The following is a 23,335-nucleotide window of genomic DNA, read 5'->3' as shown; positions in this document are numbered from 1 at the left end:
ACTTCCCGGCGCACCGCTGTCGAGTGTAGACGCTCGAGCCTGATCCCGCGTCAGCGAACGGTGCGGGCCTCCTGCACGGGCAGGGGGCCGGTCACGCTGAGCGCATCCTGCCAGCATTCGATCCCGCTGACTTCGGGCAACCGGTCACGGGTGAAGACCGGATCGAGGCCGGCGCGCCGCTGCGCGGAGTAGTCCTTCAACAGCTTGAACACGATGCCCGACAGCAACCCGATGGCGACGAGGTTCACGAGAGCCATGAGTCCCATGATGCCGTCGGCGGTGTTCCAGATGACGTCGGCCGAAGCGATCGAACCGAGGAAGATCACGGCGACGACGAGCACCCGGTACCCGGTGAGCACACGACGGCTCGACGAGATGAATTCGATGTTCGACTCGCCGTAGTAGTAGTTCCCGAGGATGGAGCTGAACGCCAGGAGGAAGATGATGATACTCAGCAGGACGTTCGACCACTCGCCGAGGTTGCCGACGATGGCGTTCTGGGTGAGTCCGATGCCGCGGGTCGCCCCGGCGAGGTCCGGTGAGGACACGAGGATGATGAACGCCGTGATCGAACATACGAGGAAGGTGTCGAAGTAGACGCCGAGGGTCTGGACGAGGCCCTGCTTCACCGGGTGCGTCACGGCCGCGCTCGCACCGGCGTTGGGCGCTGAACCGAGACCGGCCTCGTTCGAGAACATGCCCCGCTTCACGCCCGTCATGATGATGGTGCCCAGCGCTGCGCCGACCACTTCGTTGAACCCGAACGCCTGCGTGTAGATGGACGCGAACACGACCGGCAGCTGGTCGATGTTCATCCCGACGATGACGAGGCCGAGCAGCAGGTAGCCGAGTGCCATGGCGGGCACCACCGCCTGGGTCACGCTCGCGATGCGGCGGATTCCACCGAACACCACGAGCGCGGTGAGGGCAGCGAGCAGGATCCCGATCACCCAGGGGATCCAGCCGATCTCGCCGCCGAAGCTCGACGACACGGTCGCGCTGATCGTGTTGGCCTGCAGCGAGCTGAACGCGAAGGGGAAGCAGACGATGAGGATGACGGCGAAGATGATCCCCATCCAACGCGCCTTCAGGCCGTGCTGCATGTAGTAGGCAGGACCGCCGCGGAACCCGTCCTTGTCCCGCACCTTGAACAGCTGGCCGAGGGTGGACTCGACGAAGCTCGACGCGCCTCCGATGAACGCCATCGTCCACATCCAGAACACCGCTCCGGGGCCGCCGATCGCGATCGCCGTCCCGACACCCGCGATGTTGCCGACGCCGACCCGCGACGCGGCCGAGATCGTGAACGCTTGGAAGGCCGAGACCGACTGCGGTTTGCCGTCGTCACCGAGCGGTGTCTTGTTCGTGAGGGTGCGGAACATCTCGGGGATGAGCCGGAACTGCACGACGCCCGAGCGAACGGTGAAGTACAGACCGAGGAGCCCGAGGACGGGCAGCACCGCCCAGGTCCACAACAGATCGCCACCGGCCAGGATCACTTCGTTCAGGATGTCCATCCCGAGAGTATGGCGCAGGCGACGCCTGGCGCGCACGATCCGTCCGTCACCCGACCCACTCGCTGCGTGGGCCCGGTTGACGCTGCGCTCCGCGACGTGCGGCGGTGACGGTGACGGTGCGACTGCATCGTCCGGCAGGATGGTGTTCCGCCGTCGACCGCAAGGACATCATGAAGACAGGTCTCTCGAGGTTCCTCTTCCTGCTCGGTAAGAAGGTGTGGGCCAGGGCCGCCGTGTTCACCTTGATGGCCGTGGCCTTCGCTCTCGCGGCCGGCTTCATCGGGGGCCTCCTCCCGTTCCGGCTGGTGATCGACCTCGGTCAGGACTCCGTCGGATCGATCCTGCAGATCATCGCGAGCTCGATGCTCGCGGTCACGACGTTCTCGATCACCGCGATGGTGACCGTCTACTCGTCGGCGACCACGATCGCGACGCCGCGAGCGACGCAGCTCATGGTCGAGGACACCACCTCGCAGAACGCGCTGTCGACGTTCGTCGGCGGCTTCACCTTCTCCCTCGTCGGCATCATCGCGTTGTCGACGGGCTACTACGGCGACCAGGGACGTACGATCCTGTTCTTCGGAACACTGGTGATGATCACGATCATCGTCGTGACACTCCTGCGCTGGATCGCCCATCTCTCCACCTTCGGCCGCATGTCCGACATCATCGACCGCGTCGAGTCCGCTGCCACGACGTCGCTCAGCGCCTATGCGGAGTCGCCGTCACTTGGCGCGAACCCTCTCGGTGGACCGGACCGCCAGGGAACACCCGTGTTCGCCGACAAGCCCGGGTACGTCGTCTTCGTGGACCTGCCGATGCTGGACCAAGCCGCGGCGGACGCCGACGTCTCCATCCAGGTGGTCGCGACGGCAGGCCGGGTCGCCGACGCGACGACACCGCTCGCGATCGTCGAGGGCGAGACGGAGACGAAGCTGCAGGCGTCGATCCGGCGGGCCTTCCGGATCGCGGCCCATCGCACCTACGAGCAGGACCCGCGTCTCGGCGTGATCGCCTTGGCCGAGATCGGCAGCCGGGCCCTCTCGCCGGCGACGAACGACCCGGGCACGGCGATCGAGATCATCGGAGCCCTGCAACGGGTCTTCACGGCGACCCTCACCACGACGCGCGACGTCGACGTCGACTACCCGCTGGTCTGGGTCCGCAGCGTCACCCTCGAGGACCTCGTGATGGATGCGTTCCGTCCGCTCTCGCGCGATGGCGCCGGCATCCTCGAAGTCCAGATGCGACTGCAGAAGTGCTTCGCAGCGCTGGCGGCCACCGCACCCGACCAAGCGGACACGTTCCGTGCCGCCGCGACACTCGCCCTGCAGCGCTCGTCGACCAAGTTGGACGACGCCGATGTCGCAGTGCTCGACGCACTGCACCGCCGACTGCAGTCCTGAGCACGCACGCACACACCCCGTCGTCGGGCGAAGTCGCCGCGCCCGCCGGGCGTGGGCACTTGTACGATGACGAACGAGGACGTCGCGTATCGGACGCGGGTGGAGGTCGGTCAGGTGGCAGAGGTCGAGGACACGGCCGCGGTGGAAGCGACACTCATCGCCTCGCGGGCGCTCCTCGGCGTGGTGGCCCGCTCCCTGACCGGGGTCCTGCAGGAGATCAGCCTGCCGCAGTTCCGCGTGCTCGTGATCCTCTCGACGCAGGAACGACTGCGCATCGGGCGGCTCGCCGCGCAGCTGCACATGAATCGCTCCACCTTCTCCCGGGTGATCGACCGGATGACCTCGAAGGACTGGGTTCGTCGCGTCCCGAGCTCCGACAGCCGGCGGGAGGTCCTCGTGGAGATCACGGACTCCGGGGCGGCGATCGTGTCGGAGGTGACGGAACGCCGACGACAGGAGATCGGACGGATCCTCGAGCGGATGCCGGTGTCCGACCAGCACGCACTCGTGGACGCGCTCAACCGTTTCTCGCTCGCCGCCGGCGAACCTGCCGCGACGGAACTGCTCGACCTCGGCCTCTGACCGATCGGGATGCCGCGAGGGCGCTTCCTGCCCGCTACGGCTCCGTGTTGGCGCCGACGTGCGCGGGATCGTCGGAGAGTTCGATCCAGACCCCGTCGGGGAACGCATCGACGAGGGGCTGCGGACCCGCCTGGCCGACCTGGCGCCGAATCGCCTCATCCAGCACCGCCACGAGCATCGCGGTCTGCTTCGCCATCGGCGGCAACGGCGGTATCAGCATCGGCGGATGAGTCCAGCACTCGAGGGCGAGCGCCGGCAGTCCCGAGGCGACCGCATCGATGAACTCGTCTGCGAACCGGTCATGCAGGCCAGATCGGACGGCCCGGTCATCGACGGTTTCGGCAGGCTCGCAGCATCGACTGATCGCGTACGCCAGCAAGAACGCGTTGCATCGCTCCCAGGCGTCCTCGGACTCGTCGCGAAGGTGACTGATCGCGGCCGCACGATCATCATCGGACGTCCGAGCGTCGAGCAATCGTCGAGCGGTCTGGAGTAGCTCGTTCTGGAGCGGTCGCTGGGCGGCCTCCAGCAGATTCAGGTCGTCCACGGACATCTCCATTCGGTATCGGTACAGGGCAACTGTTGCACTCATGCACACATCACCTCAAGCTGAAAGGGAAAGCCGACTCATCACCGGAAGGAACACCATGCTCACGTTGACCCAGAACGCCGTCACGGTCATCCGGACGCTCGCAACCCGAACCGACGACCCACGCACCGGCGGTCTTCGCATCCGATCCGAAGCGGAGCGTGCGTCGCACTTCGCGGTCGATCTCGCCACCGAGCCCGAGATCGGCGACGAGGTCGTCGAAGACCGCGGCGCCAGAGTCTTCCTCGACCCTGTCGCCTGTCCTCGCATGGAGAAGAAGGAACTCGACGCCCTGATCGACGGTGGCAGCGTCCGGTTCGAGGTTCGCGACCAGGAACGGCCCGCACTGTTGTAGACCCGCAGCCGGAGACGCCATCCACTGTCGAGCGGGCGCGAGCGGAAGCTAGACGCCCACAGGTTCACCAGCGGACAGCGTGTGTCCTCCCTCCGCAGGATGATGGGTCCATGTGGGATACGACGTCGCGAACGTTCGAGCTGCTGGGGATGCTCCAGCGCAACGGCTTCGTTGCCAGCGAGCGCCTCGCGCGCGACCTCGGGGTGACGACCAGGACCGTGCGTCGAGACGTGGCCCGGCTCCGCGATCTCGGCTACCCGATCGACACTCGGCTGGGTGTCGACGGCGGGTACTCGATCGAGGCTGGGGCGGTGCTCCCACCGATCTTCCTGTCGACCGAGGAGGCACTCGCGTGCGCGTTGGCCCTTCGGCGGTGGAAGGAGGACGCCGACCAGACCCTCGCCACCAGCGCGCTCGAGAAGGTCGCGGCCTCCCTGCCGCCCCGGGCGCGCCGGGTACTCGACGCGGTGGCGGAGGTCACCGTCGATGCCCCGGTGGACGGTCTGGATCCGATCGAGCACCCGGCGGTCGACATCGGTCTCCTCGGCGAGTTGGCGAGGTCGTGTCTGCTTCGACGCCGAGTGGAGTTCCATTACACCGGGCGAGACGGCGACTCGAGACCGCGCCGGGTCGAGCCGCACGCCCTGGTCAACACCGTGCGGCGCTGGTACGTCATGGCCTTCGACATCGACGCCGAAGACTGGCGCTCGTTCCGCGTCGACCGGATCTCCGACCTCGTGGTCTCCGAGCTGCCGGCCAGGACACGCGTCCTCCCCGATGCGGACCTCGAGGGCTGGGTCACGCGACGGCTCCAGCTCGGATGGCAACAGGTCAGCGCCACCGTCCGCGTGCACGCCCCGAGCGAAGCGGTGCGGCGGTGGGTCGCTCCGGCCTGGGGATCCGTCGAAGCCGAGTCGCCCGAGGTCACGGTGGTGCGCGCGGGAGCAGACAGCTACGACGCGATCGCCAGATGGCTCCTGCTGATGCAGGCCGACGTCGAAGTCGTCGAACCCGACGAGCTGCGCAATGCGTTCGGCCGGGTGGCCGATCAAGCGCACCGAGCCAGCCGGCCCGGCTCGGGCGGGCCGAACCAGCAGGCCGACCCGCCCAGTGCTACCGGAGCGGCCTGAAGAACTCGGTCAGATCGTCCATGAGGAGCGCCGGCTCTTCGAGGGCGGCGAAGTGGCCACCGCGGTCGGTGACGTCGGTCCACCGCGTGATGGTGTTCTCGCGCTCGGCGTAGCGGCGGATCCCGACGTCGTGCGCGAACATGATGGCTCCCGTCGGAACGCCGGACGGTTCACTGGCCGCTCCCCACGCCGAATGCTGCGCGTACCCGATGTACGCGGCGGTGCCGGCGGTCTCGGTGAACCAGTAGAGCGACACGTTGGTGAGGATGCGATCGAGGTCGATGATCGTCTCCGGGAGCGCCTCGTGCGGCATCGTCCACGCCTGGAACTTGTCGATAATCCATGCCAGCTGGCCGGCCGGGGAGTCGACGAGCCCGGCCGCGATCGTCTGGGGTCGGGTGGACTGGATCGCGATGTAGCCGAACTCGTCCTGCATGAAGGCCTGGACCCGGGCGAGACGGTCGAGCTCCAACGGGGTGAAGGCGGCGAGGTCCGCCTCGCTCGGAGCGCCCAGCGGCATACCCATCGATCCGTTGACGTGCACACCGACAACGCGCGTCGGTGCCGCTCTCGCGACCTCGGGCGACACGGCAGCCCCGATGTCCCCGCCTTGCACGCCGTACCGCTCGTAGCCGAGCCGTTCCATGAGCGTCGCCCACGTCCGTCCGATACGGGCCGCATCCCAACCACCCTCGGCGACCGGGCTCGAGAATCCGAATCCAGGCAGGGAGGGGATGACCACATCGAAGGCGTCCGCCGCGTCCCGTCCGTGCGCTTCCGGGTCGGTGAGCGGGCCGACGAGGTCCAGGAACTCGACGAACGAGCCCGGCCAGCCGTGCGTGAGCACCAGCGGCAACGCCCCGTCGACCATCGACCGGATGTGGAGGAAGTGGATGGTCTGCCCATCGATCACCGTCGTGAACTGCGGGAACTCGTTCAACGCCGCCTGCTGCGCCATCCAGTCGAAGGTCTCAGCCCAGTACGCGAGCAGTCTGCGGAGGTAGCCGACCGGGACTCCCGTCGCCCAATCGTCGCGCGGCAGGGCCGGCGGGAAACGTGTCTCTCTGAGCCGGCGGCTGAGCTCGTCCACCGCACTCGCGGGGATGTCGATTCGAAACGGCTGAATATCGGCGTGCATCACAGGTTCCCTCCATCGTGTGCGGGCTCGAGCGAGCCACGTCACAGCAGCGACGATAGGAACGAACGAGGACACGACCTGTCCTCCGCTGAGATGCGCGGAGCGACAGACAGCGATGGGTGCGATGCTCGATTCATGCCATGGCCTGTGATCGAACCGCTGGTGTCCGAGCGCCTCGCGCTGGAGCCGTTGTCGCTCGACCATGCCCGGCCGATGGTCGACGTCCTCTCCGACCCCTCCCTGTACACGTTCACCGGCGGAGAGCCGCCGACGCTCGACGCACTCTCCACTCGATACGCCGCCCAGATCCGCGGGCCGGCCGACGGCTCGCAAGCCTGGTTCAACTGGATCGCGCGGCGGCACGACACCGGCGCGCTCGTTGGGTTCGTCCAGGCCACCGTGACGTCCCAGGCCCAGGACACGCTGGCCGAGATCGCGTGGGTCGTCGATCCAGCCCACCAACGCAAAGGCTTCGCCTCCGAAGCGACGGCCGCTCTGATCGGTTGGCTGCATGCTCAAGGGGTCACCCGGCTCACCGCGCACATCCATCCGGAGCACACGGCATCTCAGCGGGTGGCGTACCGCCAGGGCCTACGCCCGACATCGAGCATCGAGGACGGCGAGGTCCGTTGGGAATCGCCGTCTCACGACGAGCGCTCCTGAAGCCGAGGGTCCAGCTCGGCACGCCCGATAGCCTGTCTCCACCGAATCCAGCCCGATCGCTCCCGGAGAATCGACCATGACGCACACGCTCGACGCACAGCTCGACAGCATCTTCGCGGCTCGAGACCGGGCTGACATGGGTCCGACCATCGAAGCGCTGCTGCCCATTTACGACGAGCACCCTCACCACCCGAGAGTCCTCTACGAGCTCGGTGGCGCCTACGACACCGCGGGCGAGGAGGCGAGAGCACTCGACCTCTACGAGAGGGCCATGGAGAGCGGCCTGGCGGGAGACATCCGTCGCCGTTGCTACCTGCAGTACGGAAGCACCCTCCGCAACCTCGACCGGATCGATGAGTCGCTGGAGGTCTTCGCACGGGCGCGTGCCGAGTTCCCGGAGTCAGTCGCGCTCGGAGCATTCGAAGCCCTCACCCTCCACGCCTCCGGGCGGTCGAACGCCGCGCTGTCGAGCCTCCTCGAACTCCTGGCCGAGCACGTCGACGCGGCTGAGCTCACGCGTTACAAGCCGGCCCTGCGAGGCAACGCCGAGTACCTCCGGTCACTGGAGGAGCCCCGGTCCACGACGGAGGACTGACGGCGCCGACGCCCCCAGACCATCGGCCTCACATCTTCACACCGCCTGGACGATGAGGACGACACCGAATGCGACGATCAGACCGTTGCCGACAACGGCCGTCCACCTCCGAAAGGATGCGCCCGTCCTCCGCCGGAGTCCGGCTCCGAGCGCGACCAGCAGCGCCTGCCAGCCGAAGGATGCGAGCCCGACACCCACGATGAAGGCGACCGCCGTCGACCCTGATTCCGTGAACTCGGCCAGCCCGGTCAGGATCGCCGCGAAGTACACCAGCGTGGCCGGGTTGATCGCCGTCAGGCCGAGGAAGAGCAGGTAGCGCTGACGCGAGGTGCCCGAGCGGCCTGCGGGCCGTTCCCCGGCTGACGGCTTCGCACGGAGGCCCTGCAGGAGACCGTGCGCTCCGAGCGCGATGACGGCGACACCACCGAGGAGCTGCGGCCAGGGAGACCAGCCGCTCACGATGGGTCCGGCGAGCGCACCGGCAGCGACGGCGGCCGTGCAGTACGACACGTCCACCGTCGCCACGGCAGCCGCCGCAGGAAGTCCACGGCGCAGCCCGCGCGTGATGCCCTCCTGGAGGAGCAGGAGCCCGATCGCCCCGAGCGGCGCGGCCAGAGCGAGGCCGGCGACGGAACCGGCGAGGAGGGCGAGGAGGACATCCATGCCGACGACTCTGGCGCAGCGCACTGGTCCCGACAGTGCGTTCCGGCAGTGAGACGGCATACTGTGTCGCATGGACGATCTCGACAGTGCAATCATCGGCGTGCTGCAGCTGAACGCGAGGACATCGTTCAGTGAGCTCGGCCGTCAGATCGGGTTGAGCACGAATGCGACGGCGGCCCGTGTGCGTCGCCTGGAGCACAGCGGCGTCATCACCGGGTACCGAGCGATCCTCGGCTCCGATGCCCCGGTCGCTGAGGACGGCCTGGAGGCGTTCATCGACGTCCGACTCGACCCCGCGCGCAAGTCGGAGGAGTTCCTGGAGTGGACCCGACGGATCCCCGAGATCAGGGACGCGGTGCACGTCACCGGCGCCTACGACTACCTCGTCCACATCCGCGTCGCCGGCACTGCCGCCCTCGACCGCCTCCTCCGCAGCATGAAGAACGACGGCGGCGCGACCCACACGCAAACGCGGCTGGCGCTCCGGTAGATCCGAAACCCGAAACCGTCCTGCCGGCGCAGATACCGTCGCCTTGACCGTCCAGCGAAGAGGAGGAGCCGTCATGTCCACAGATGAGAAGCGACCGTATGTGCCGTTGCGGGACCTGGTCGGCGATCTGACTGCCGCTCCGCTCCCTGAAGGCACACAGGCCGAGGCTATCTTCATGATGGTGAAGCTGGACGACGGTTCGTGGTGCGTCAGGTCGATCGGTGACACCTACAACGCCGCGGAGTTCTTCAAGGAGCTGAACGGCTACACCCACGCCGTCACGATGACGACCGCGCGCGAGTGGGTCGATGACGAGGACGACGTCGTTTAACTCAGCGATGCCCCATGTCCCTGCGACGGTTCAGCGAGCGCGCTGGGCGCGGGCCTCCCATGCAGCGCGCGATAGGAACTGCTCGCCTGCCGGCCGGACCACGATCCCGGTCCTCGGGTCGACCTGGTCGAACTCCTGATACTTGAGCCTGAGCGTCGTGTAGCCCGCGCGGCGTTCCCGCTGATCTGCTCGCTTGAACGCCGCTTCGCCGGCGTAGCTCACGACGATCAGGATGACCGTTGCGGCGAAGGGAACATCCCACGCAGCTCCGACCACCAGCATGATGGAACTGGAAACACCCGCGATGACCAGGAGTATGCAGACGACCAAGAACGTTCTCGCCCAGATCCAGGCGGAGATCGGCACGACCAATGCATACCGCTTCACGAACGCATCCTCCACCTGTCTTGACCGGAGCCCTGATCGAGCACGGGCGGTGTGATCACGCTACCGCGGCCTGTCTCTAGACCGGCGCGAGCGGTTCGCGGGCTCCGTCCGGCAGTTCCACGGTGATCGGGTCACCGGGCTGCACGACACCGCCGGCGAGCACGACACCCATGACTCCCGTCTTGCGGACGGTGCGGCCCTCGGAGTCCGTACCGACGACCTGCTTGAGCAGGCCTGGTTCGAAGCGGTCGATCTGGACACAGGGATTCCGAAGCCCCGTCACCTCGACGACGGCGTCCGTCCCGAGCCGGAGCACGGCTCCCTCGGGGAGGTCGAGGAGGTCCAGTCCCTCGGTGGTGATGTTCTCGCCCAGCTCACCCGGGGTGAGGTCGGCGTCCACCTCCGCGAACAGCTCCTGGTGGATGAGGTGGACCTGCCGGAGGTTGGGCTGCGTGGGATCGCGTCTCACCCGGGATCGATGCTGCACCGTCGCACCGAAATGCGCGTCGCCTTCGACACCGAGACCAGCGACGAGCGTGATCGCGTCCCGCCGCGGCTTGGAGAAACGGTGCTCATCGTCGCTGCTGACCGAGACGACACGGGCGTTTGTCATCTCCCCAGTCTGCCTGGGCGAACAGGACCGACGGAAGTCCCCGATACTCATGTCCCGGCGCGCGAGCTGGCACACTCAGCGGTGCAGGATCACCTGGTACAGGTTGTGGTCCTGCCAGGTCCCGGCGATCCGCAGGTACGACGGAGCCATGCCGATGTGCTCGAACCCCGCTTTGCGGAGCACCCGTTGCGAACCGTGGTTGTGCAGCAGGGTGCTCGCCTCGACCCGGTGCAGGCCGAGGTCGTCGCGCGCCACCCGGACGATCGCCTGCACGGCGGCCGTCGCGAGGCCCTTGCCCGCGTACCCCGCGTCCACCCAGTAGCCCAACCCGGCGTTCTGGAACGGGCCACGGACGATCCCCGACAGGTTGAACCTGCCGACGATGGTCGTGCCGTCGAACAGGCCGAGCGAGTATCCGCTCCCGGCGGCACTCGACGCGAGCTTGCTGGCGAGGTCAGCCGATTGCGCGGCCTCGGTGAAGAACTCGTCGGATCGAGCCGGCTCCCAGGGGGCCAGATGGTCGCGGTTCCGCGAGTACGCCGCAGCGAGTTCCCTCGCGTCGCCGAGTTCCAAGGGCCGCATGTCGATGCCGTCGGCGAGGTTGATCACGGTGAACACCCGTCAACGGTAGTCGCCGCCGGGCGCACTCGACCACCCCGATGCGACGTGCGTATCGCTGAGCGAGACTCAGCGGCTGGCGATGGGGTGGGCCCGGTACTCGCGCAGCACCAGGGCCGTGCTGACGGGACCGAACCGGCCGATGGCGTCGATGATCTGCTCGAGGCGTTCCGGCGAGGGGGCGTGCACGTCGAGGACGAAACAGTCCTCGCCGGTCACGCGGTAGATCCGGTGGATCTCCGGCAGCTCGTCGAACTGGTTCAGTGACGCCTGGATCTGCGCGTGGGTCGTCCGGAGTCGGACGACGGCGTGCGTCGTGAGCCCGAGCGTCTGCGGCGACACCCGCGCCCCGTAGCCGGTGATGTAGCCGGCGAGCTCGAGCTTGCGGACCCGCGCCGACACCGCCGGCTGGGACAGATGCACGAGCCGGGCGAGGTCGGTCATCGTGGTTCGCCCGTCGACCTGGAGCACGTCGAGGATCGTCTGATCCGTTCGATCGAAGGAAAGCGAAGCATCGTCCGTCATCTGCTTAGTAAACAACGGATGAGGACGCTCCAGCTGCTGACACCGAGCGTTCGACTGGCACGCTGAGGGCAGATCACCCAGCCACGACGAAGGAATCCCATGTCGATCATCACCATGCCCGGGATCGGTGGATCCGACGACGCCCACTGGCAGTCCCACTGGGAGCGCGCGACGCCAGCGATCCGACGGTTCGCACCGGCTTCGTGGGACGACCCGGATCTCGACGACTGGTCCGCTGCGCTCGACCGGGCGGTGGCGGACGAACCGGCGATCCTGGTGGCCCACAGCCTCTCGTGTCTGCTGGCCGTCCGCTGGGCGGCGGCGAACCCTGCACGAGTCGCCGGGCTGTTCCTCGTCGCCGCCCCCGATCCCGACGGGCCGCGGTTCCCGAGGGTCGCCGCTGCGTTCGCCGAGGATCTCGATGTCCGGCCATCCGTACCCGCAGTGCTCCTGACCAGTGACGACGACCCGTACTGTTCGGAGGCGCGCGCGGCCGAGTTCGCCACCATGTGGGGCGTACCTCGGATCGGCATCGGGCGGCAGGGCCACGTGAACTCCGCCAGTGGACTCGGTGCTTGGCCGGAGGGCCAGCGACTGCTGACCGCGTTCAGCGCGGGGGTCGGGAGGATCTCAGGCGGGCCGCGCTCGGTGGTGGCGCTGCCAGTCGGCTGACGCGACGCCGTTCAGGACGCTCAGCACGGTCCGTTCGGCCAGGCCGTCGTCGATCGGCTGGTGCCCGAAGAAGGCACGGTAGTAGAGCGGGGCCGCCAGGAGGTCGAGCGTGAGTTCCATGTCGAGGCCGCCCTGGATGTCGCCGCGCTCCACTGCGTGTTCAAGTACCGCTCGAGAGGTCGCCCGGCGAGCCTCGAAGTAGTCGCGGCGGAAGACCTCGCGCAACGCCGGATCCGCCTCGAGGTCGGACACGAGCCCCGGAAGCGCCCGGGTGATCGGGGAGCCCTGGAAGGCGTCCGCCAGGGTGGAGATGCCGGTGATCAGGTCGCAGTGGACGCACCCGGTGTCGGGCGTCGGCGTCGTGCCGAGCACGGAGATGAGCGTGTGCACGACGACCCCGGGCAGACTGCCCCAGCGGCGCCGCAACGCCGGTTTGCTCGTGCCGGCAGCCGCCGCGACCCCCTCCAGCGTCAGGGCGCTGTAGGGCACGGTGGTGAGCATCTCCACGACCGCGGCGGTCGCTCTCGCGTCGATCGTCGTGTCGCGCGGGCGACCCGGCGGTGGCGGGCTCGTCGCGGACGCATCCACACGCTCCGTTTGCTCCATTCCATGATCGTACTCTAGATTCATTACGTTCCGTAGTGGAATGAAACCGGGGGAGTGGTGATGACCGATGACACGATGACCGACGACGACACCGGAGGGGTCTTCTCACCACGGTTCAGAGGCTTCACGATCGGCATCCTCGCGAGCGTCGGTGCGGTGGCGTTCGAATCGCTCGGCGTCGCGACGATCCTCCCGGCGGTCGCCGAGGAGCTCGGCGGCCTGGGCGGCTACGGCTGGGGGCTCTCGGCGCTCATGCTGGCCAACATCGTCGGCACCGTCGTCGCGGGCACCGACATCGACCGACGAGGGCCGGCCCGAACCGTCCTCGTCGGCACCATCGTCTTCGCGCTCGGCTGCCTGCTCGCGGGACTCGCCCCGGGGTGGGGCGTCTTCATCGCGGCCCGCGCCCTCCAGGGACTGGGCATCGGCGCCATCATGGCCTACGCCTACAGCCTCGTCGGCATCGCCTACCCGGCACGGTTGCAGGCCGTGATGTTCGCGTTCCTCTCCTCAGCGTGGACGATCCCGTCGCTCATCGGACCGGTGTTCGCCGGAGCGCTGACCTCGCTCCTCGACTGGCGTGTCGTCTTCTGGTCGATCGCACCGCTCACGCTCGTCCTCCTCCCGCTCGTACTCCCGGGCGCACGACGGTTGTCGCGTCCGGAACAGCGCTCGACATCCGGCTCACGGCGTCGCCTCCCGGCGCCGGTGTGGTTCTCGATCCTGCTCGCCGCCGGCACTGGAGCCGTGCTCCTCGGGCTCGAACTGGACGCCCTCCCCGCTCTCGCGGCACTGATCGTCGGCGGACTCGTCGGCGCTGTCCTGGCGCTGCGGTGGATCCTGCCGTCCGGCACCCTCCGACTCCGCCGTGGCGCCCCGGTGGGGATCGTCATCCGATTCATCCTGTGCGGTGTCTACTTCGGTTCGGAGGCCTTCCTGCCGCTCGGCTTGACGAGCGTCCACGGACTCGACGTCACCCCCGCCGGCCTGGGTCTCGCCGCCGGCGCGCTCGCTTGGACCGTCGGGTCGTTCGTGCAGGCGCGGATCGACACTGCGCGGCCCGGCAGACGCACACGGTCGACGCGCGCCGGCATCCTCGCGCTCGTCGGCGGCGAGGCGCTCATGGGCATCGCCGTCGCACTGCCCGGCGTGTGGCCGGGCTGGGCCATCATCGGTTGGACCATCGCCGGGATCGGCATGGGCGTCGCTTTCAACGCCGCGACCTCGGCGACGATGGCGGCGACTCCGGCCGACACCGCGGGGAGCATCAGCGCGAGTCTCCAGCTCGCGCAGACGCTCGCCACCGCGACCATCGCCGGCGTCGGTGGGGCGTTCGTCGCCCGACTCGGCGCCGCGACACCGGCCTTCCTCGCGGTGTTCGGGCTGACCGCAGCACTCGGACTCCTCGGCGTCCTGCTCGCCGGACGACTGGACACGGCGAAGGCGGGCGAAGGCCTACGACGGTGAGCGCAGCGTGCGACCGGCGCTCCGACGTGATCAGCGGACGCTGCAGGGCCCCGAGGCGGACAACACGATGACCGGGCCCACTTCGGGCGCGTCGGCGAACTCCCCGAGACGCAGGTAGAACCCGTCGTCAGACGTGAACGCCACGGCCCGAGTGGCGTCTGACGATCCATCCGCGGCGACCTTCTTCTCCATCTTCCATCCCGCGCGTCCGGCGTACATGGCGGCCGCATCGTCCAACCAGGCGGCACGGTCGAAGTCCGCTGCGACGCTGACCGTCAGGATCCCGTTGAATTGCGCGGCGCCACCGGTGCACTGGATGTCGACGTCGTCCTCGACCCCCGTCGACGCGCTGTCGGCAGGCAGCGTCGCCTCGAACTCGGCACGGAGCGAGAGCGCCTCCGACTTCGTGGTGTCGTAGTCCGGCCTGATCTGCAACGATCCACAGCCTGCGAGCGCGCAGGCGAGGACGATGCCGATGAGGCCGAGCATTGTCCGACGCATGATGCGATCCCTCCCCGAATGGACCAAGGTCTCCAGCGTAGGTGCCGGGGACGCCCGTCGGGCAGACTGGACCGGTGACCAGATCCGACCCGATCCGAGCCGACACCACCCGAGCAGCCCTCCTCCGTGACCGCATCGTCCAGCAGGTCGCCGAGCAGGGCTTCGGCGCGCACGGCCTGCACGTGCTCGCCGGTGACGACGAGGCTGGGCATCGCTGGACCGAGGACGTCCGTGAGGACATCCACTCCGCGGCGAAGGGCGTGTGTGTGCTCGCCGCCGGCCTCGCCATCGACGACGGACTCATCGCGATGGACACCACACTGGGCGCCGTGTTCCCTGAAGCCGACTTCGGCGACGGCACCGCCGACGTCACCCTCCGGCGCCTCTTGAACATGACGAGCGGCGTCGACCTCCCCTGGTCGCCGACCCTGCTGTCCGACTGGCCGGACCTGACCCTCGAGTTCCTGAGCAGGCCGTCCCGTGGTCGCGTCTTCCAGTACTCGAACGCCAGCACCTACACGGCGATGCGCGCGCTCGAGGCCCGGGTCGGCGACGTCGGCGACTACCTCGAGCAGCGACTCCTCGCACCGCTCGGCATCCACGAAGCGCCCTGGGAGCGGTGTCCCCGCGGATTCATCGCATCCGGCGGAGGGCTGCAGCTCAGCACCACGGAACTCGCGCGAATCGGACGACTCATCCGCGACCGCGGCCGGTGGGCAGGCGAACAACTCCTGTCACCGGAGTGGATCGACGCCATGCACGCCGACTGGGTGCCCTCCGGAACCGGCGCCGGGTACGAGCGGTATGCGCTCGCCGGATGGGACGGTCCGGGCGCGGCCTGGCGACTCCACGGTGCCTATGGGCAGCTCGTCGTCTTCGCCGGCGACGCTGTGGTCACCATCACGGCCGAAGACCACGAGGGGGCCGACCGCATCGCGGCCTCCGTGTCCTCGCTCCTCACCGACACCGCGGACTGAGCCCGCCTGCGGGCGCGGGTCAGCTTCCTGCGCGGAGCACTCCCGCCGCCGCTTCGACGGTCGAGACGAACGTGGCGCCGACGCTCCGGTGCCCCGACCGGATCTCCTGCTGCGGAGCGTCGGAGAGCACGACCACGTCGATGTCGAGGATGCGGCAGACACGCGCCTTGTACGCGATGTCGACGCGGTCCCCGGCTCGCGGGCACAAGACGACCGCGCTCGGCGGGAAGCGGTCGTCCGTGAGCATCTCGCCCCAGGACGACGCCGCGATCGTCACCTGCAGATCAGGTGCGTTGGAGCCGAGCCAGGACAGGGCAGACGCGCGGGCGCGGTCGTCACTGTCCAGTACGCCGACCGTTCGCATCGATACCTCGTCACTCGTCACCGCATCCGGAGTCATACCCCGATGGTGTCGGCGCCATCCGTAAGATACCAGCGCCGGGACCACCCGCGGTGCACGGGATCCGAACCCCACCGCACCACCCACCCACGCCTCATGCGGACCAGCACCGTGGTCGACGGCGATCATCGTCGTGATCGCGGTCGTGGCCGCGGCACCGTCGTTCCGCGCACCACGCCCACTGTCGGGCGAGCACACCTCGGAGCGGCCGCCCGATGTGACAGCGGTTCGTTGCTCGCGCTATGGTATTGATAACCATTATCAATACGGAGGCTGCGTTCATGAAGGTCCGGAACTCGTTGAAGTCGCTCAAGAAGATGCCGGGCGCACAAGTGGTGCGTCGACGCGGTCGCGTGTTCGTCATCAACAAGCTCAACCCGCGCTTCAAGGCGCGTCAGGGTTGAGCGAGGTCGTCGTCGCGTCCATCCGGCGTGGCCGCCGGCATGACGCGGCGATGACCGTCGGCCTGGTCCTGCTCGCCGTGGCGACGATCCTGGTCGCCGTGGCGATCGGCCCAGTCCCCATCGACCCGGCGACGGTCCTCGGCGTGCTCACCCGGCACCTCGTCGGGGCCGCGCCCGGCCCCTGGCCGGACTCGGTCGATCAGATCGTCTGGATCACGAGAGCGCCGCGGGTGGCCATGGGGCTCGTCGCCGGCGCCGTGCTCGCCGTCGCCGGAGTCATGCTGCAGGCCCTCGTCCGCAATGCGCTCGCAGACCCGTACCTGCTCGGGCTCAACTCTGGCGCTTCGACGGGTGTCGCCCTCGTCGTGCTCGTCATCGGCGGTGGCGGCGCACTCCTGGTCGCCGGTGCCGCCCTGGCCGGGGCCATCGGTGCGGTGGTGCTGGTCGTTCTGCTCGCCGGGGTCGCGAACCGCCGCGGGCCCCTGCGGTTGGTCCTCGCCGGGCTCGCTGTCGGATACGCACTGAACGCCACCACGAGCTTCCTCGTCTTCTCCAGCGACGCACCGGAGGCGGCGCGCTCCGTGCTGTTCTGGCTCCTGGGGTCGCTGGCGTCGGTGCAGCCGGTCGCGCTCCTCGCCGCAGCCGTCTCGGCGACCATCGGTCTCAGCGCCCTCATCGTCCTCGCACCGTGGACCGACGCGCTCGCATCGGGCGACGACTCGGCCAGATCGGTCGGGATCGATCCCGAGCGAGCTCGGATCGGACTGATGGTCGGCGTCTCGGCGATGGTCGGCGTGACGGTCGCGGCCGTCGGCGGGGTCGGCTTCATCGGTCTCGTGATCCCGCATCTCGCGCGCAGACTCGTCGGCGGACGCCACCGGGCGGTGATCCCGGTCGCCGCTCTGCTCGGCGGCATCGTCCTGGTCGTCGCCGACACCATCGCCCGAACCGCGTTCGCCCCGCAGGAGATCCCGGTCGGCGTGATCACCGGGATCCTCGGCGCCCCGTTCCTCCTCGTGCTCCTCCGGCAGGGCCAAGGCGCCCGGTCTGAGGCATGAGCTCCCCACCCATCCATCAGAACGGAAGACACCGATGACCACACCCCGATTCCGGCGAGCGCTCCTCGCCGCGACCGTCCCCGTGCTCGCGCTCGGCCTGCTGAGCGGCTGCACGGCCACCACCGCCGCCGAGACGTCGCCCGCTCCGAGCGACGCCGGCTTCCCGGTCACCATCGAGAACTGCGGTTCGACGATCACGTTGGAAGCACCCGCCCGACGCATCGTGCTCGTGAACGACGACGAGCTCCCCAACCTGGAGGCGCTGAGAGCCGTCGACCGGATCGTCGCCATCACCGCGACCCCGCAACCCGGACTGTATGCGGACGCCACGTACTACGCGCTCGACGCCCTGTCGCCGCTCACCACCGAGCAGAATGCGACGGGTGGTTCGGTCGTCTCCCAGGAGAGCATCCTCGGCGCGTCACCTGATCTGGTCATCGCCCCTGAGAACGCCGTGGACCGCGACGCCCTGGCGGCGAGTGGAATCCCCGTCTACTCCCCCACCGCGTACTGCTCGAACCCGGACCCGGAGCTCAGCACGACCGCGACCTTCGACCGGGTCTGGAACGAGGTCCGGTCACTCGGAAGTCTGCTCGGAGCTGGCGACCAAGCAGAGCAAGCCATCGCCGCGGCGAAGGCGACGGTGCAGTCATCTGCTCCCGCTGCGGGGACGGCCGCGGCACTCTACGTCTCGTCCGGCGGCGCCGTGCTGTCACCATACGGCGGCCCGAGCATGGTCACCCCGGTCTTCGCGGCCGCAGGTCTCACCAACGTGTACGCGGACTCGGATCAGCGGGTCTTCGATGCCAGCGTGGAGGACATCATCTCCCGCGATCCCGGCACGATCGTGCTGCTGTACTCGAGCGGCGACCCGCAGGACACGATCGACACCTTCCTGAACACGCCGGGCGTCTCCGGACTGCGTGCTGTCCGTGAAGACCGAGTCGTGGCCCTCCGCTTCCCGTACACGGATCCGCCGAGCGTGCTTTCGGTCCGGGGGCCCGGCGAGCTCGCCCGACTCCTGGACGGCCTGGGATGATCGAAGCCGCGGCGGTGACCGTCCGCTCCGGCGGCCGAACGCTGCTCGACGCCGTCTCCTTCACCGCGCCGACCGGCAGCGTGACCGGCATCGTCGGGCCGAACGGCGGCGGGAAGACGACGCTGCTGCGCGCGATGGTGCGGGCCGTCCCGGTCGTGAGCGGACGCATCACCGTCGACGGTCAGGACATCCGTACGCGGCGCCGACGGTGGATCGCCCGAACGGTCGCCGAGGTCGGCCAACGCATCGACCCTGACCCGGGGCTGCGCGTCGTCGACGAGGTGTCGTTGGGTGGTCTCGCCGAGCGAGGGGTGCTGCGCGCCGGCGGCACCGCGCACGATGAGCAGGTGGCCGGTGCGATCGACACGGTCGGGCTGACCCCTCGCGCGTTCGACCGCCTGGCCACCCTGTCCGGCGGCGAGCTCCAGCGGGTCGCACTCGCCAGGGCGCTTGCGCAGCGCGCACCGCACGCCCTGCTCGACGAACCCACGAACCACCTCGACCTCAGACATCGGCTGGAGGTCGTGGCACTCCTGCGCACGATCGCGCCCACCGTGGTGGTCGTGTTGCACGACCTCGACCTCGCGGCACGGGTCTGCGACCACCTCGTCCTCCTCCACCACGGCCGCGTCGCCGGGGCAGGCCCGCCCCGCGACGTCCTGCATCCCGGCCTCATCGACCGGGTCTACGACGTGAGCACCCAGCGGCTCGAAGACGCGGCCGGCCGGGTGCGGTTCGAATTCTCACTGCCACCCGAACGACACCTCCGCCCCGACACCAAGGAGTCCTCATGACCGAATCCACTTCAGCCGGCGACGCGACGACGCTCGCGACCGCTCGGAGCCTCGCATCGCGCTGGGATGCGCAGCAGACCGGCTACATCAGGCATCGAGCCGAGCGGTTCGACACGATCGCGCGCGTCGTCGCGGCGATCTGCGCGGATTCGCCCGCGCCCCGCATCCTCGATCTCGCGGGCGGGACGGGCTCCCTCGCCGAGCACGTCCTCGCGACCGTCCCGAACGGTCAGGCGGTCGTCGCGGACAAGGACCCCGTGCTCCTCGCCATCGCCGCCGACCTCGCGACCGCTGACCCGCGGCTCTCGATCGCCGAGGTCGACCTGTCCCTGAGCGACTGGATCACGCATCCGCAGATCGGCGACGGACCATTCGACGCCGTGGTCTCGTCGACCGCGCTGCACTGGTTGCAGCCCGCCGAGCTCGTTGAGGTCTACCGGGCGCTGCCCGCACTCATCCGGCCGGGCGGCATCGTCCTGAACGGCGATCACCTCTTGTACGGCGGACACCACGAACCGACCCTGGCCGGGATCGCCCGCGCCGACGACGAAGCGATGCAGCAGGAGACCTTCTCGGGCGACACCGACACGTGGGACGACTGGTGGGACGCGGTTGCGGCCACGCCGCGCTACGCCGACGCGCTCCGCCGACGCGACGAGGTCTGGGGCGAGTCGATCCACCAGGCTCCGCCGAAGGTCACCCTCGGCTTCCACCTCGAGACGCTCCGCAGCGCGGGATTCGCCGAGACCGGGACCGTCTGGCAGTACCTCGACGACCACGTGCTCTACGGCATCATGCCGCACTGATCGCCACGCCGGGGTGGGCCGACGTCGCGAAGATGTCTCGCTCAAGCCTCACCGGTGAGGCCCGAGGACTGTCTGCTCAGGATGCGACGTCGACCGGATCCCACGGTAGACGAGGCCACCGACAGCGTTCGACGGATCGCTGTTGCAGAGCCAGGCACGGTCGTCAAGAGTCAATTGCACGTCGGTGCGCGGAGGTAGCGTCGCCGACATGGGTTCTTCTCGCTCGTCCGCCGCTTCCCTCGCCCGCATCGCCCGCGAGGACTTCGGGTGGGACACGTTCCTGCCGGGACAGCGCGAGGCGATCCAGTCGGCCGTCGCCGGCCGGGACACGCTCCTGGTCCTCGCCACCGGCGGCGGGAAGTCGGCCGTCTACCAGGTCGCAGGCGCCCAGCGCGGCGGCGTGACCCTGGTGATCTCACCGCTGGTCGCCCTGCAGGCCGACCAGATCGCCTCGATCGCCGACGCACCGGACGCACCGCCGGCCGTCGCGCTCAACGCCTCGCTCGGGACGGCCGCCGTCGCCGCGGCATGGGACCTCATCGCTCAGGGCGGCCCGGTCTACGTGTTGCTGGCTCCGGAGCAGCTCGCGAACGAGGAGACCGTCGCTCGACTCCGGGTGGCCGGCGTGTCCCTGATGGTCGTCGACGAGGCGCACTGCGTGTCCTCGTGGGGGACCGATTTCCGGCCCGACTACCTCCGCTTGGCCGACGTCCGTCACGACCTCGGCGACCCGCCCGTCCTCGCCATGACGGCCACCGCCTCCGGGCCCGTCCGCTCGGAGATCATCGAACGGTTGCGCATGCACGACCCGGACGTCCAGGTCCACGGCGTCGACCGACCGGAGATCCGGCTCCTCGTGCGCCGCCACGAGAGCGAAGCGGAGAAACGGGCAGCGGTCGTCGACGAGGCTCGCAGCTGGACCGCACCCGGGTTGGTCTACGTGGCCACGAGAGCCGAGACGACCCGATATGCGGAGGAGATCGCCGCCGACGGACGACAGGTGGCCGCGTACCACGCGGGCCTGTCGTCGAAGGAGCGTCGCGCCGTCCACGACCGCTGGCGCGCCGGCGAACTCGACGTCGTCGTCGCCACCTCGGCGTTCGGCATGGGGATCGACCGCGCAGACGTCCGCTTCGTCCTGCACGCCACGACCTCCGAATCGCTCGACGCCTACTATCAGGAGGTCGGTCGTGCGGGGCGGGACGGCGAACCGGCCACCACCGCGCTCCACTACCGCGCGGAGGATCTCGGTCTCCGGCGCTTCTTCACCAAGCGTTCGGTGTCGGAATCCGCACTGCGCGCCGTCTGGCGGGCCGTCCGTTCGACGCCCGGCCTGTCGGTCGGCGATCTCGCGACGAAGGTCAACCAGCCGCAACGGAGCGTCGCGAGGCTCGTCAACGACCTCGCCGACGCACGGCTGGTCGACACGGTGGACGGCATCCGGGCCGTCCAGGAGGTCGGTCCCAAGCGAGCCGTCGCCGCCGTCCGCGAGACGCTCGCGTCGCGGGAACGCATCGCGGAGTCGCGGCTGGCCATGATGCGCGCCTACGCCGAGACGTCGCACTGCCGTCGGCGGGTCCTGCTGGAGTACTTCGGTGTCGAGGCCCCGGAGTGGTGCGGGAACTGCGACGGCTGCGAACGGCACGAAGCGCATCAGGAGCAGGAGCGGGCACAGCAGCACGCCGGGACGGACAGCGCCAGCGACGCCTCCCCCTTGCGCGTCGACCAGGCGGTGCACCACGAGGAGTTCGGTCCCGGCACCGTGATGGGTGGCGAGCCGGATCGCGTCACCATCTTCTTCGATTCCGAGGGCTACAAGGTCGTGGCGCTCTCAGCCCTCGAGACCGGTGTCCTCACGGCCAGGGAACTCGCCTCTGCCTGAGCGCTCGGGCGCCTGCGCACCGCGAACCGGTACTCCCGCGGCGTGCAGACGACCCCGAAGGTCGTCGACCGTCGTGAACCGGTGCGTGGACATCGACATGCGTGCTGCTCCGGCGAGCTTCGCTGCCGAGTCATCGGTGAAGAACACGTCCTCGCCCCGCACCTGCAGCGCATCGAGCACGTGCTGGAACGCTCGGACGTCGGGTTTCGCGAAGCCGATGTCCGCCGAGTTGAAGATCGCGTCGAAGTGGTCGGCGATGCCGGACGTCGCCAGCTCCGCAGCGATGGTGTCCGTGCCGTTCGTGAGCACCGCCGTCCTCAGCCCGGCGGCGCGGATCTCATCGGACAGGTCCAGTAGCGCGTCGTCGACCGACCACGTCTGAGCACCCCATTCCTCAGCTGCCGCCTGGTCACCGACGAGGTGTCCGATCCGGCTGACCCATTCGACTCTCGTGATCCGGCCGGTGGTGACCTCGTCGATGAGCGGCGCCGCGAAGGCGATCCCGGCGAGCGCACCGGGCTGCAGCCCGTACCTGACCTCGATGTCGGAAACCGGTGCCGGATCGAAGTGTCGGATCACGCCGTCGAGGTCGAACAGGACGACGCTGATCACGACCCGACCCGTTCCTCGCTACCCGCCGACTCATGTCCAGGGGCGTCGCCGATGACGCGATCGATCCAATCGCGTCGCGGCAGGGTCGGGATCTCGTCCCGAGCGAACCAACCGAGTTCGAGAAGTTCCTCGGGATCTGCGGTCGCCTCACTGAGGAGCTCGCAGTCGTAGGCGGTGGTGACGTACCCGACGTGGTCGCCGTTCGGGTAGCGCACCATCATCGGTTCACCGCCGTACACCCCGACGATGCCGCGGATGCGGACCCGGGCACCGGTCTCCTCGAGGACCTCGCGGAGCAGTGCGTCGGCGGGCTCCTCACCCGGCTCGACACCGCCGCCGATCAGACTCCAGAGGCCGGAGTGGTGATGGCGACCGAGGAGGAACCGGTCCCCGTCCCTGATCACCGCGGTGACCCCGGGGAGCATGAGGAACCCGGTCCCGATGTGGGCGCGGATCGAGGCGACGTAGTCGGACATCGGCATGCGGGGAGTCTACGGAACCGGTCTGACCGGAAC

Annotated in this window: 30 protein-coding genes; 17 read left to right on the top strand and 13 right to left on the bottom strand. The window is 68.9% G+C overall.

The features are described 5' to 3' along the window. Positions 1 to 50: 50 nt before the first annotated feature. The gene (locus tag ACQG07_RS10000; RefSeq protein WP_079704748.1) at positions 51 to 1,517 is read right to left on the bottom strand and encodes an alanine/glycine:cation symporter family protein; all 1,467 of its coding nucleotides are present in this window, start codon (positions 1,515 to 1,517) and stop codon (positions 51 to 53) included. Between the two features lie 170 nt (positions 1,518 to 1,687). Between ACQG07_RS10000 and ACQG07_RS09995 the strand changes: the two genes are divergently transcribed. Both ACQG07_RS09995 and ACQG07_RS09990 read left to right on the top strand, forming a co-directional pair. Next, the gene (locus tag ACQG07_RS09995; RefSeq protein ID WP_411557609.1) at positions 1,688 to 2,923 is read left to right on the top strand and encodes a DUF2254 domain-containing protein; all 1,236 of its coding nucleotides are present in this window, start codon (positions 1,688 to 1,690) and stop codon (positions 2,921 to 2,923) included. Between the two features lie 66 nt (positions 2,924 to 2,989). Next, entirely contained in the window at positions 2,990 to 3,505 is a 516-nt protein-coding gene (locus ACQG07_RS09990) for a MarR family winged helix-turn-helix transcriptional regulator (RefSeq protein ID WP_426738167.1), read from the top strand. 34 nt (positions 3,506 to 3,539) lie between these two features. On the opposite strand, the gene ACQG07_RS09985 is transcribed toward ACQG07_RS09990, so the two are convergent. Continuing rightward, the gene (locus ACQG07_RS09985) at positions 3,540 to 4,052 is read right to left on the bottom strand and encodes a hypothetical protein (protein WP_426738166.1); all 513 of its coding nucleotides are present in this window, start codon (positions 4,050 to 4,052) and stop codon (positions 3,540 to 3,542) included. A gap of 100 nt (positions 4,053 to 4,152) precedes the next feature. On the opposite strand from ACQG07_RS09985, the gene ACQG07_RS09980 reads away from it, so the two are divergent. Then, on the top strand, positions 4,153 to 4,449 hold the full coding sequence (locus ACQG07_RS09980) for a hypothetical protein (protein WP_079704745.1): 297 nt from the start codon (positions 4,153 to 4,155) through the stop codon (positions 4,447 to 4,449). A 110-nt stretch (positions 4,450 to 4,559) separates the two neighbouring features. Next, positions 4,560 to 5,579, top strand: coding sequence for a helix-turn-helix transcriptional regulator (locus ACQG07_RS09975; protein WP_274499178.1), 1,020 nt, complete (start codon positions 4,560 to 4,562; stop codon positions 5,577 to 5,579). On the opposite strand, the gene ACQG07_RS09970 is transcribed toward ACQG07_RS09975, so the two are convergent. Next, the gene (locus tag ACQG07_RS09970) at positions 5,563 to 6,717 is read right to left on the bottom strand and encodes an epoxide hydrolase family protein (protein ID WP_426738165.1); all 1,155 of its coding nucleotides are present in this window, start codon (positions 6,715 to 6,717) and stop codon (positions 5,563 to 5,565) included. The genes ACQG07_RS09975 and ACQG07_RS09970 overlap by 17 nt on opposite strands. Positions 6,718 to 6,852: 135 nt before the next feature. Between ACQG07_RS09970 and ACQG07_RS09965 the strand changes: the two genes are divergently transcribed. Continuing rightward, positions 6,853 to 7,380 carry a GNAT family N-acetyltransferase gene (locus ACQG07_RS09965; RefSeq protein ID WP_426738164.1) on the top strand — a complete coding sequence of 176 codons (528 nt, stop codon included), beginning with the start codon at positions 6,853 to 6,855 and terminating at the stop codon, positions 7,378 to 7,380. A 76-nt stretch (positions 7,381 to 7,456) separates the two neighbouring features. Next, a complete protein-coding gene (locus tag ACQG07_RS09960; RefSeq protein ID WP_124768397.1) occupies positions 7,457 to 7,975 on the top strand; it encodes a tetratricopeptide repeat protein in 519 nt (172 codons plus the stop codon). A 36-nt stretch (positions 7,976 to 8,011) separates the two neighbouring features. On the opposite strand, the gene ACQG07_RS09955 is transcribed toward ACQG07_RS09960, so the two are convergent. After that, a complete protein-coding gene (locus ACQG07_RS09955) occupies positions 8,012 to 8,638 on the bottom strand; it encodes a LysE family transporter (RefSeq protein WP_426738163.1) in 627 nt (208 codons plus the stop codon). A gap of 70 nt (positions 8,639 to 8,708) precedes the next feature. Here ACQG07_RS09955 and ACQG07_RS09950 point away from each other — a divergent pair, with 70 nt between their 5' ends. Continuing rightward, positions 8,709 to 9,128, top strand: a complete 420-nt coding sequence (locus tag ACQG07_RS09950; protein ID WP_411557602.1) for an Lrp/AsnC family transcriptional regulator — start codon at positions 8,709 to 8,711, stop codon at positions 9,126 to 9,128. Positions 9,129 to 9,201: 73 nt separating this feature from the next. Beyond that, the gene (locus tag ACQG07_RS09945; protein WP_426738162.1) at positions 9,202 to 9,459 is read left to right on the top strand and encodes a hypothetical protein; all 258 of its coding nucleotides are present in this window, start codon (positions 9,202 to 9,204) and stop codon (positions 9,457 to 9,459) included. Between the two features lie 30 nt (positions 9,460 to 9,489). Here ACQG07_RS09945 and ACQG07_RS09940 read toward each other — a convergent pair whose 3' ends face one another. The 4 genes from ACQG07_RS09940 to ACQG07_RS09925 form a co-directional block, all read right to left on the bottom strand. Beyond that, positions 9,490 to 9,846, bottom strand: coding sequence for a hypothetical protein (locus tag ACQG07_RS09940; RefSeq protein ID WP_426738161.1), 357 nt, complete (start codon positions 9,844 to 9,846; stop codon positions 9,490 to 9,492). 76 nt (positions 9,847 to 9,922) lie between these two features. Next, positions 9,923 to 10,459 carry an MOSC domain-containing protein gene (locus ACQG07_RS09935; RefSeq protein WP_426738160.1) on the bottom strand — a complete coding sequence of 179 codons (537 nt, stop codon included), beginning with the start codon at positions 10,457 to 10,459 and terminating at the stop codon, positions 9,923 to 9,925. A gap of 75 nt (positions 10,460 to 10,534) precedes the next feature. Further along, positions 10,535 to 11,041: a GNAT family N-acetyltransferase gene (locus ACQG07_RS09930; RefSeq protein WP_191941229.1), complete on the bottom strand. Its 507-nt coding sequence runs from the start codon at positions 11,039 to 11,041 to the stop codon at positions 10,535 to 10,537. Positions 11,042 to 11,146: 105 nt separating this feature from the next. Continuing rightward, on the bottom strand, positions 11,147 to 11,602 hold the full coding sequence (locus ACQG07_RS09925; RefSeq protein WP_426738159.1) for an Lrp/AsnC family transcriptional regulator: 456 nt from the start codon (positions 11,600 to 11,602) through the stop codon (positions 11,147 to 11,149). 99 nt (positions 11,603 to 11,701) lie between these two features. Between ACQG07_RS09925 and ACQG07_RS09920 the strand changes: the two genes are divergently transcribed. Continuing rightward, a complete protein-coding gene (locus tag ACQG07_RS09920; protein ID WP_426738158.1) occupies positions 11,702 to 12,274 on the top strand; it encodes an RBBP9/YdeN family alpha/beta hydrolase in 573 nt (190 codons plus the stop codon). Here the strand turns inward: ACQG07_RS09920 and ACQG07_RS09915 are convergent. Then, a complete protein-coding gene (locus ACQG07_RS09915) occupies positions 12,233 to 12,880 on the bottom strand; it encodes a TetR-like C-terminal domain-containing protein (protein ID WP_426738157.1) in 648 nt (215 codons plus the stop codon). The genes ACQG07_RS09920 and ACQG07_RS09915 overlap by 42 nt on opposite strands. 60 nt (positions 12,881 to 12,940) lie before the next feature. Between ACQG07_RS09915 and ACQG07_RS09910 the strand changes: the two genes are divergently transcribed. Further along, on the top strand, positions 12,941 to 14,347 hold the full coding sequence (locus tag ACQG07_RS09910; protein ID WP_426738156.1) for an MFS transporter: 1,407 nt from the start codon (positions 12,941 to 12,943) through the stop codon (positions 14,345 to 14,347). Between the two features lie 30 nt (positions 14,348 to 14,377). Here the strand turns inward: ACQG07_RS09910 and ACQG07_RS09905 are convergent, their stop codons facing one another. Continuing rightward, positions 14,378 to 14,848, bottom strand: a complete 471-nt coding sequence (locus ACQG07_RS09905) for a hypothetical protein (protein WP_274499168.1) — start codon at positions 14,846 to 14,848, stop codon at positions 14,378 to 14,380. A 74-nt stretch (positions 14,849 to 14,922) separates the two neighbouring features. On the opposite strand from ACQG07_RS09905, the gene ACQG07_RS09900 reads away from it, so the two are divergent. After that, complete coding sequence (locus ACQG07_RS09900; RefSeq protein WP_426738155.1) at positions 14,923 to 15,825, top strand: serine hydrolase domain-containing protein; 903 nt, start codon at positions 14,923 to 14,925, stop codon at positions 15,823 to 15,825. Positions 15,826 to 15,844: 19 nt separating this feature from the next. On the opposite strand, the gene ACQG07_RS09895 is transcribed toward ACQG07_RS09900, so the two are convergent. Beyond that, the gene (locus tag ACQG07_RS09895; RefSeq protein WP_426738154.1) at positions 15,845 to 16,225 is read right to left on the bottom strand and encodes a hypothetical protein; all 381 of its coding nucleotides are present in this window, start codon (positions 16,223 to 16,225) and stop codon (positions 15,845 to 15,847) included. A 281-nt stretch (positions 16,226 to 16,506) separates the two neighbouring features. On the opposite strand from ACQG07_RS09895, the gene ykgO reads away from it, so the two are divergent. From ykgO to ACQG07_RS09865, 6 genes are all read left to right on the top strand, one after another. Beyond that, positions 16,507 to 16,629, top strand: a complete 123-nt coding sequence (ykgO, locus tag ACQG07_RS09890) for a type B 50S ribosomal protein L36 (RefSeq protein ID WP_064295097.1) — start codon at positions 16,507 to 16,509, stop codon at positions 16,627 to 16,629. Then, positions 16,626 to 17,687, top strand: coding sequence for a FecCD family ABC transporter permease (locus ACQG07_RS09885; RefSeq protein WP_244650723.1), 1,062 nt, complete (start codon positions 16,626 to 16,628; stop codon positions 17,685 to 17,687). Before ykgO ends, ACQG07_RS09885 begins: the two co-directional genes overlap by 4 nt. A 34-nt stretch (positions 17,688 to 17,721) precedes the next feature. Further along, complete coding sequence (locus ACQG07_RS09880; protein ID WP_426738153.1) at positions 17,722 to 18,726, top strand: ABC transporter substrate-binding protein; 1,005 nt, start codon at positions 17,722 to 17,724, stop codon at positions 18,724 to 18,726. Then, positions 18,723 to 19,520 (top strand): ABC transporter ATP-binding protein, encoded by a 798-nt coding sequence (locus ACQG07_RS09875; RefSeq protein ID WP_426738152.1) that lies wholly within the window; start codon positions 18,723 to 18,725, stop codon positions 19,518 to 19,520. Before ACQG07_RS09880 ends, ACQG07_RS09875 begins: the two co-directional genes overlap by 4 nt. Continuing rightward, positions 19,517 to 20,326: a class I SAM-dependent methyltransferase gene (locus ACQG07_RS09870; RefSeq protein WP_426738151.1), complete on the top strand. Its 810-nt coding sequence runs from the start codon at positions 19,517 to 19,519 to the stop codon at positions 20,324 to 20,326. The genes ACQG07_RS09875 and ACQG07_RS09870 overlap by 4 nt, the downstream gene beginning before the upstream one ends. Before the next feature lie 208 nt (positions 20,327 to 20,534). Beyond that, positions 20,535 to 22,208 (top strand): RecQ family ATP-dependent DNA helicase, encoded by a 1,674-nt coding sequence (locus tag ACQG07_RS09865; protein ID WP_426738150.1) that lies wholly within the window; start codon positions 20,535 to 20,537, stop codon positions 22,206 to 22,208. Here ACQG07_RS09865 and ACQG07_RS09860 read toward each other — a convergent pair. Further along, positions 22,158 to 22,820, bottom strand: coding sequence for an HAD-IA family hydrolase (locus ACQG07_RS09860; RefSeq protein WP_426738149.1), 663 nt, complete (start codon positions 22,818 to 22,820; stop codon positions 22,158 to 22,160). The genes ACQG07_RS09865 and ACQG07_RS09860 overlap by 51 nt on opposite strands. Next, a complete protein-coding gene (locus tag ACQG07_RS09855) occupies positions 22,817 to 23,302 on the bottom strand; it encodes an NUDIX domain-containing protein (protein WP_229939788.1) in 486 nt (161 codons plus the stop codon). The genes ACQG07_RS09860 and ACQG07_RS09855 overlap by 4 nt, the downstream gene beginning before the upstream one ends. Positions 23,303 to 23,335: the final 33 nt, after the last annotated feature.

The organism is Plantibacter sp. 2H11-2 (genome assembly GCF_050031945.1).
In the GTDB taxonomy this organism is placed as follows: Bacteria; Actinomycetota; Actinomycetes; order Actinomycetales; family Microbacteriaceae; genus Plantibacter; species Plantibacter auratus.
The sequence above is the reverse complement of the archived record's forward strand: the minus strand, read 5'-3'. Positions and strand labels throughout refer to the sequence as shown.

Bases quoted from the DNA above. Each gene is read 5' to 3' on its own strand.
- ACQG07_RS10000 (WP_079704748.1), bottom strand. From the start codon at position 1,517: ATGGACATCCTGAACGAAGTGATCCTGGCCGGTGGCGATCTGTTGTGG.
- ACQG07_RS09995 (WP_411557609.1), top strand. From the start codon at position 1,688: ATGAAGACAGGTCTCTCGAGGTTCCTCTTCCTGCTCGGTAAGAAGGTG.
- ACQG07_RS09990 (WP_426738167.1), top strand. From the start codon at position 2,990: ATGACGAACGAGGACGTCGCGTATCGGACGCGGGTGGAGGTCGGTCAG.
- ACQG07_RS09980 (WP_079704745.1), top strand. From the start codon at position 4,153: ATGCTCACGTTGACCCAGAACGCCGTCACGGTCATCCGGACGCTCGCA.
- ACQG07_RS09975 (WP_274499178.1), top strand. From the start codon at position 4,560: ATGTGGGATACGACGTCGCGAACGTTCGAGCTGCTGGGGATGCTCCAG.
- ACQG07_RS09970 (WP_426738165.1), bottom strand. From the start codon at position 6,717: ATGCACGCCGATATTCAGCCGTTTCGAATCGACATCCCCGCGAGTGCG.
- ACQG07_RS09965 (WP_426738164.1), top strand. From the start codon at position 6,853: ATGCCATGGCCTGTGATCGAACCGCTGGTGTCCGAGCGCCTCGCGCTG.
- ACQG07_RS09960 (WP_124768397.1), top strand. From the start codon at position 7,457: ATGACGCACACGCTCGACGCACAGCTCGACAGCATCTTCGCGGCTCGA.
- ACQG07_RS09955 (WP_426738163.1), bottom strand. From the start codon at position 8,638: ATGGATGTCCTCCTCGCCCTCCTCGCCGGTTCCGTCGCCGGCCTCGCT.
- ACQG07_RS09950 (WP_411557602.1), top strand. From the start codon at position 8,709: ATGGACGATCTCGACAGTGCAATCATCGGCGTGCTGCAGCTGAACGCG.
- ACQG07_RS09945 (WP_426738162.1), top strand. From the start codon at position 9,202: ATGTCCACAGATGAGAAGCGACCGTATGTGCCGTTGCGGGACCTGGTC.
- ACQG07_RS09935 (WP_426738160.1), bottom strand. From the start codon at position 10,459: ATGACAAACGCCCGTGTCGTCTCGGTCAGCAGCGACGATGAGCACCGT.
- ACQG07_RS09930 (WP_191941229.1), bottom strand. From the start codon at position 11,041: ATGCGGCCCTTGGAACTCGGCGACGCGAGGGAACTCGCTGCGGCGTAC.
- ACQG07_RS09925 (WP_426738159.1), bottom strand. From the start codon at position 11,602: ATGACGGACGATGCTTCGCTTTCCTTCGATCGAACGGATCAGACGATC.
- ACQG07_RS09920 (WP_426738158.1), top strand. From the start codon at position 11,702: ATGTCGATCATCACCATGCCCGGGATCGGTGGATCCGACGACGCCCAC.
- ACQG07_RS09915 (WP_426738157.1), bottom strand. From the start codon at position 12,880: ATGGAGCAAACGGAGCGTGTGGATGCGTCCGCGACGAGCCCGCCACCG.
- ACQG07_RS09910 (WP_426738156.1), top strand. From the start codon at position 12,941: ATGACCGATGACACGATGACCGACGACGACACCGGAGGGGTCTTCTCA.
- ACQG07_RS09905 (WP_274499168.1), bottom strand. From the start codon at position 14,848: ATGCGTCGGACAATGCTCGGCCTCATCGGCATCGTCCTCGCCTGCGCG.
- ACQG07_RS09895 (WP_426738154.1), bottom strand. From the start codon at position 16,225: ATGACTCCGGATGCGGTGACGAGTGACGAGGTATCGATGCGAACGGTC.
- ykgO (WP_064295097.1), top strand. From the start codon at position 16,507: ATGAAGGTCCGGAACTCGTTGAAGTCGCTCAAGAAGATGCCGGGCGCA.
- ACQG07_RS09880 (WP_426738153.1), top strand. From the start codon at position 17,722: ATGACCACACCCCGATTCCGGCGAGCGCTCCTCGCCGCGACCGTCCCC.
- ACQG07_RS09875 (WP_426738152.1), top strand. From the start codon at position 18,723: ATGATCGAAGCCGCGGCGGTGACCGTCCGCTCCGGCGGCCGAACGCTG.
- ACQG07_RS09870 (WP_426738151.1), top strand. From the start codon at position 19,517: ATGACCGAATCCACTTCAGCCGGCGACGCGACGACGCTCGCGACCGCT.
- ACQG07_RS09865 (WP_426738150.1), top strand. From the start codon at position 20,535: ATGGGTTCTTCTCGCTCGTCCGCCGCTTCCCTCGCCCGCATCGCCCGC.
- ACQG07_RS09855 (WP_229939788.1), bottom strand. From the start codon at position 23,302: ATGCCGATGTCCGACTACGTCGCCTCGATCCGCGCCCACATCGGGACC.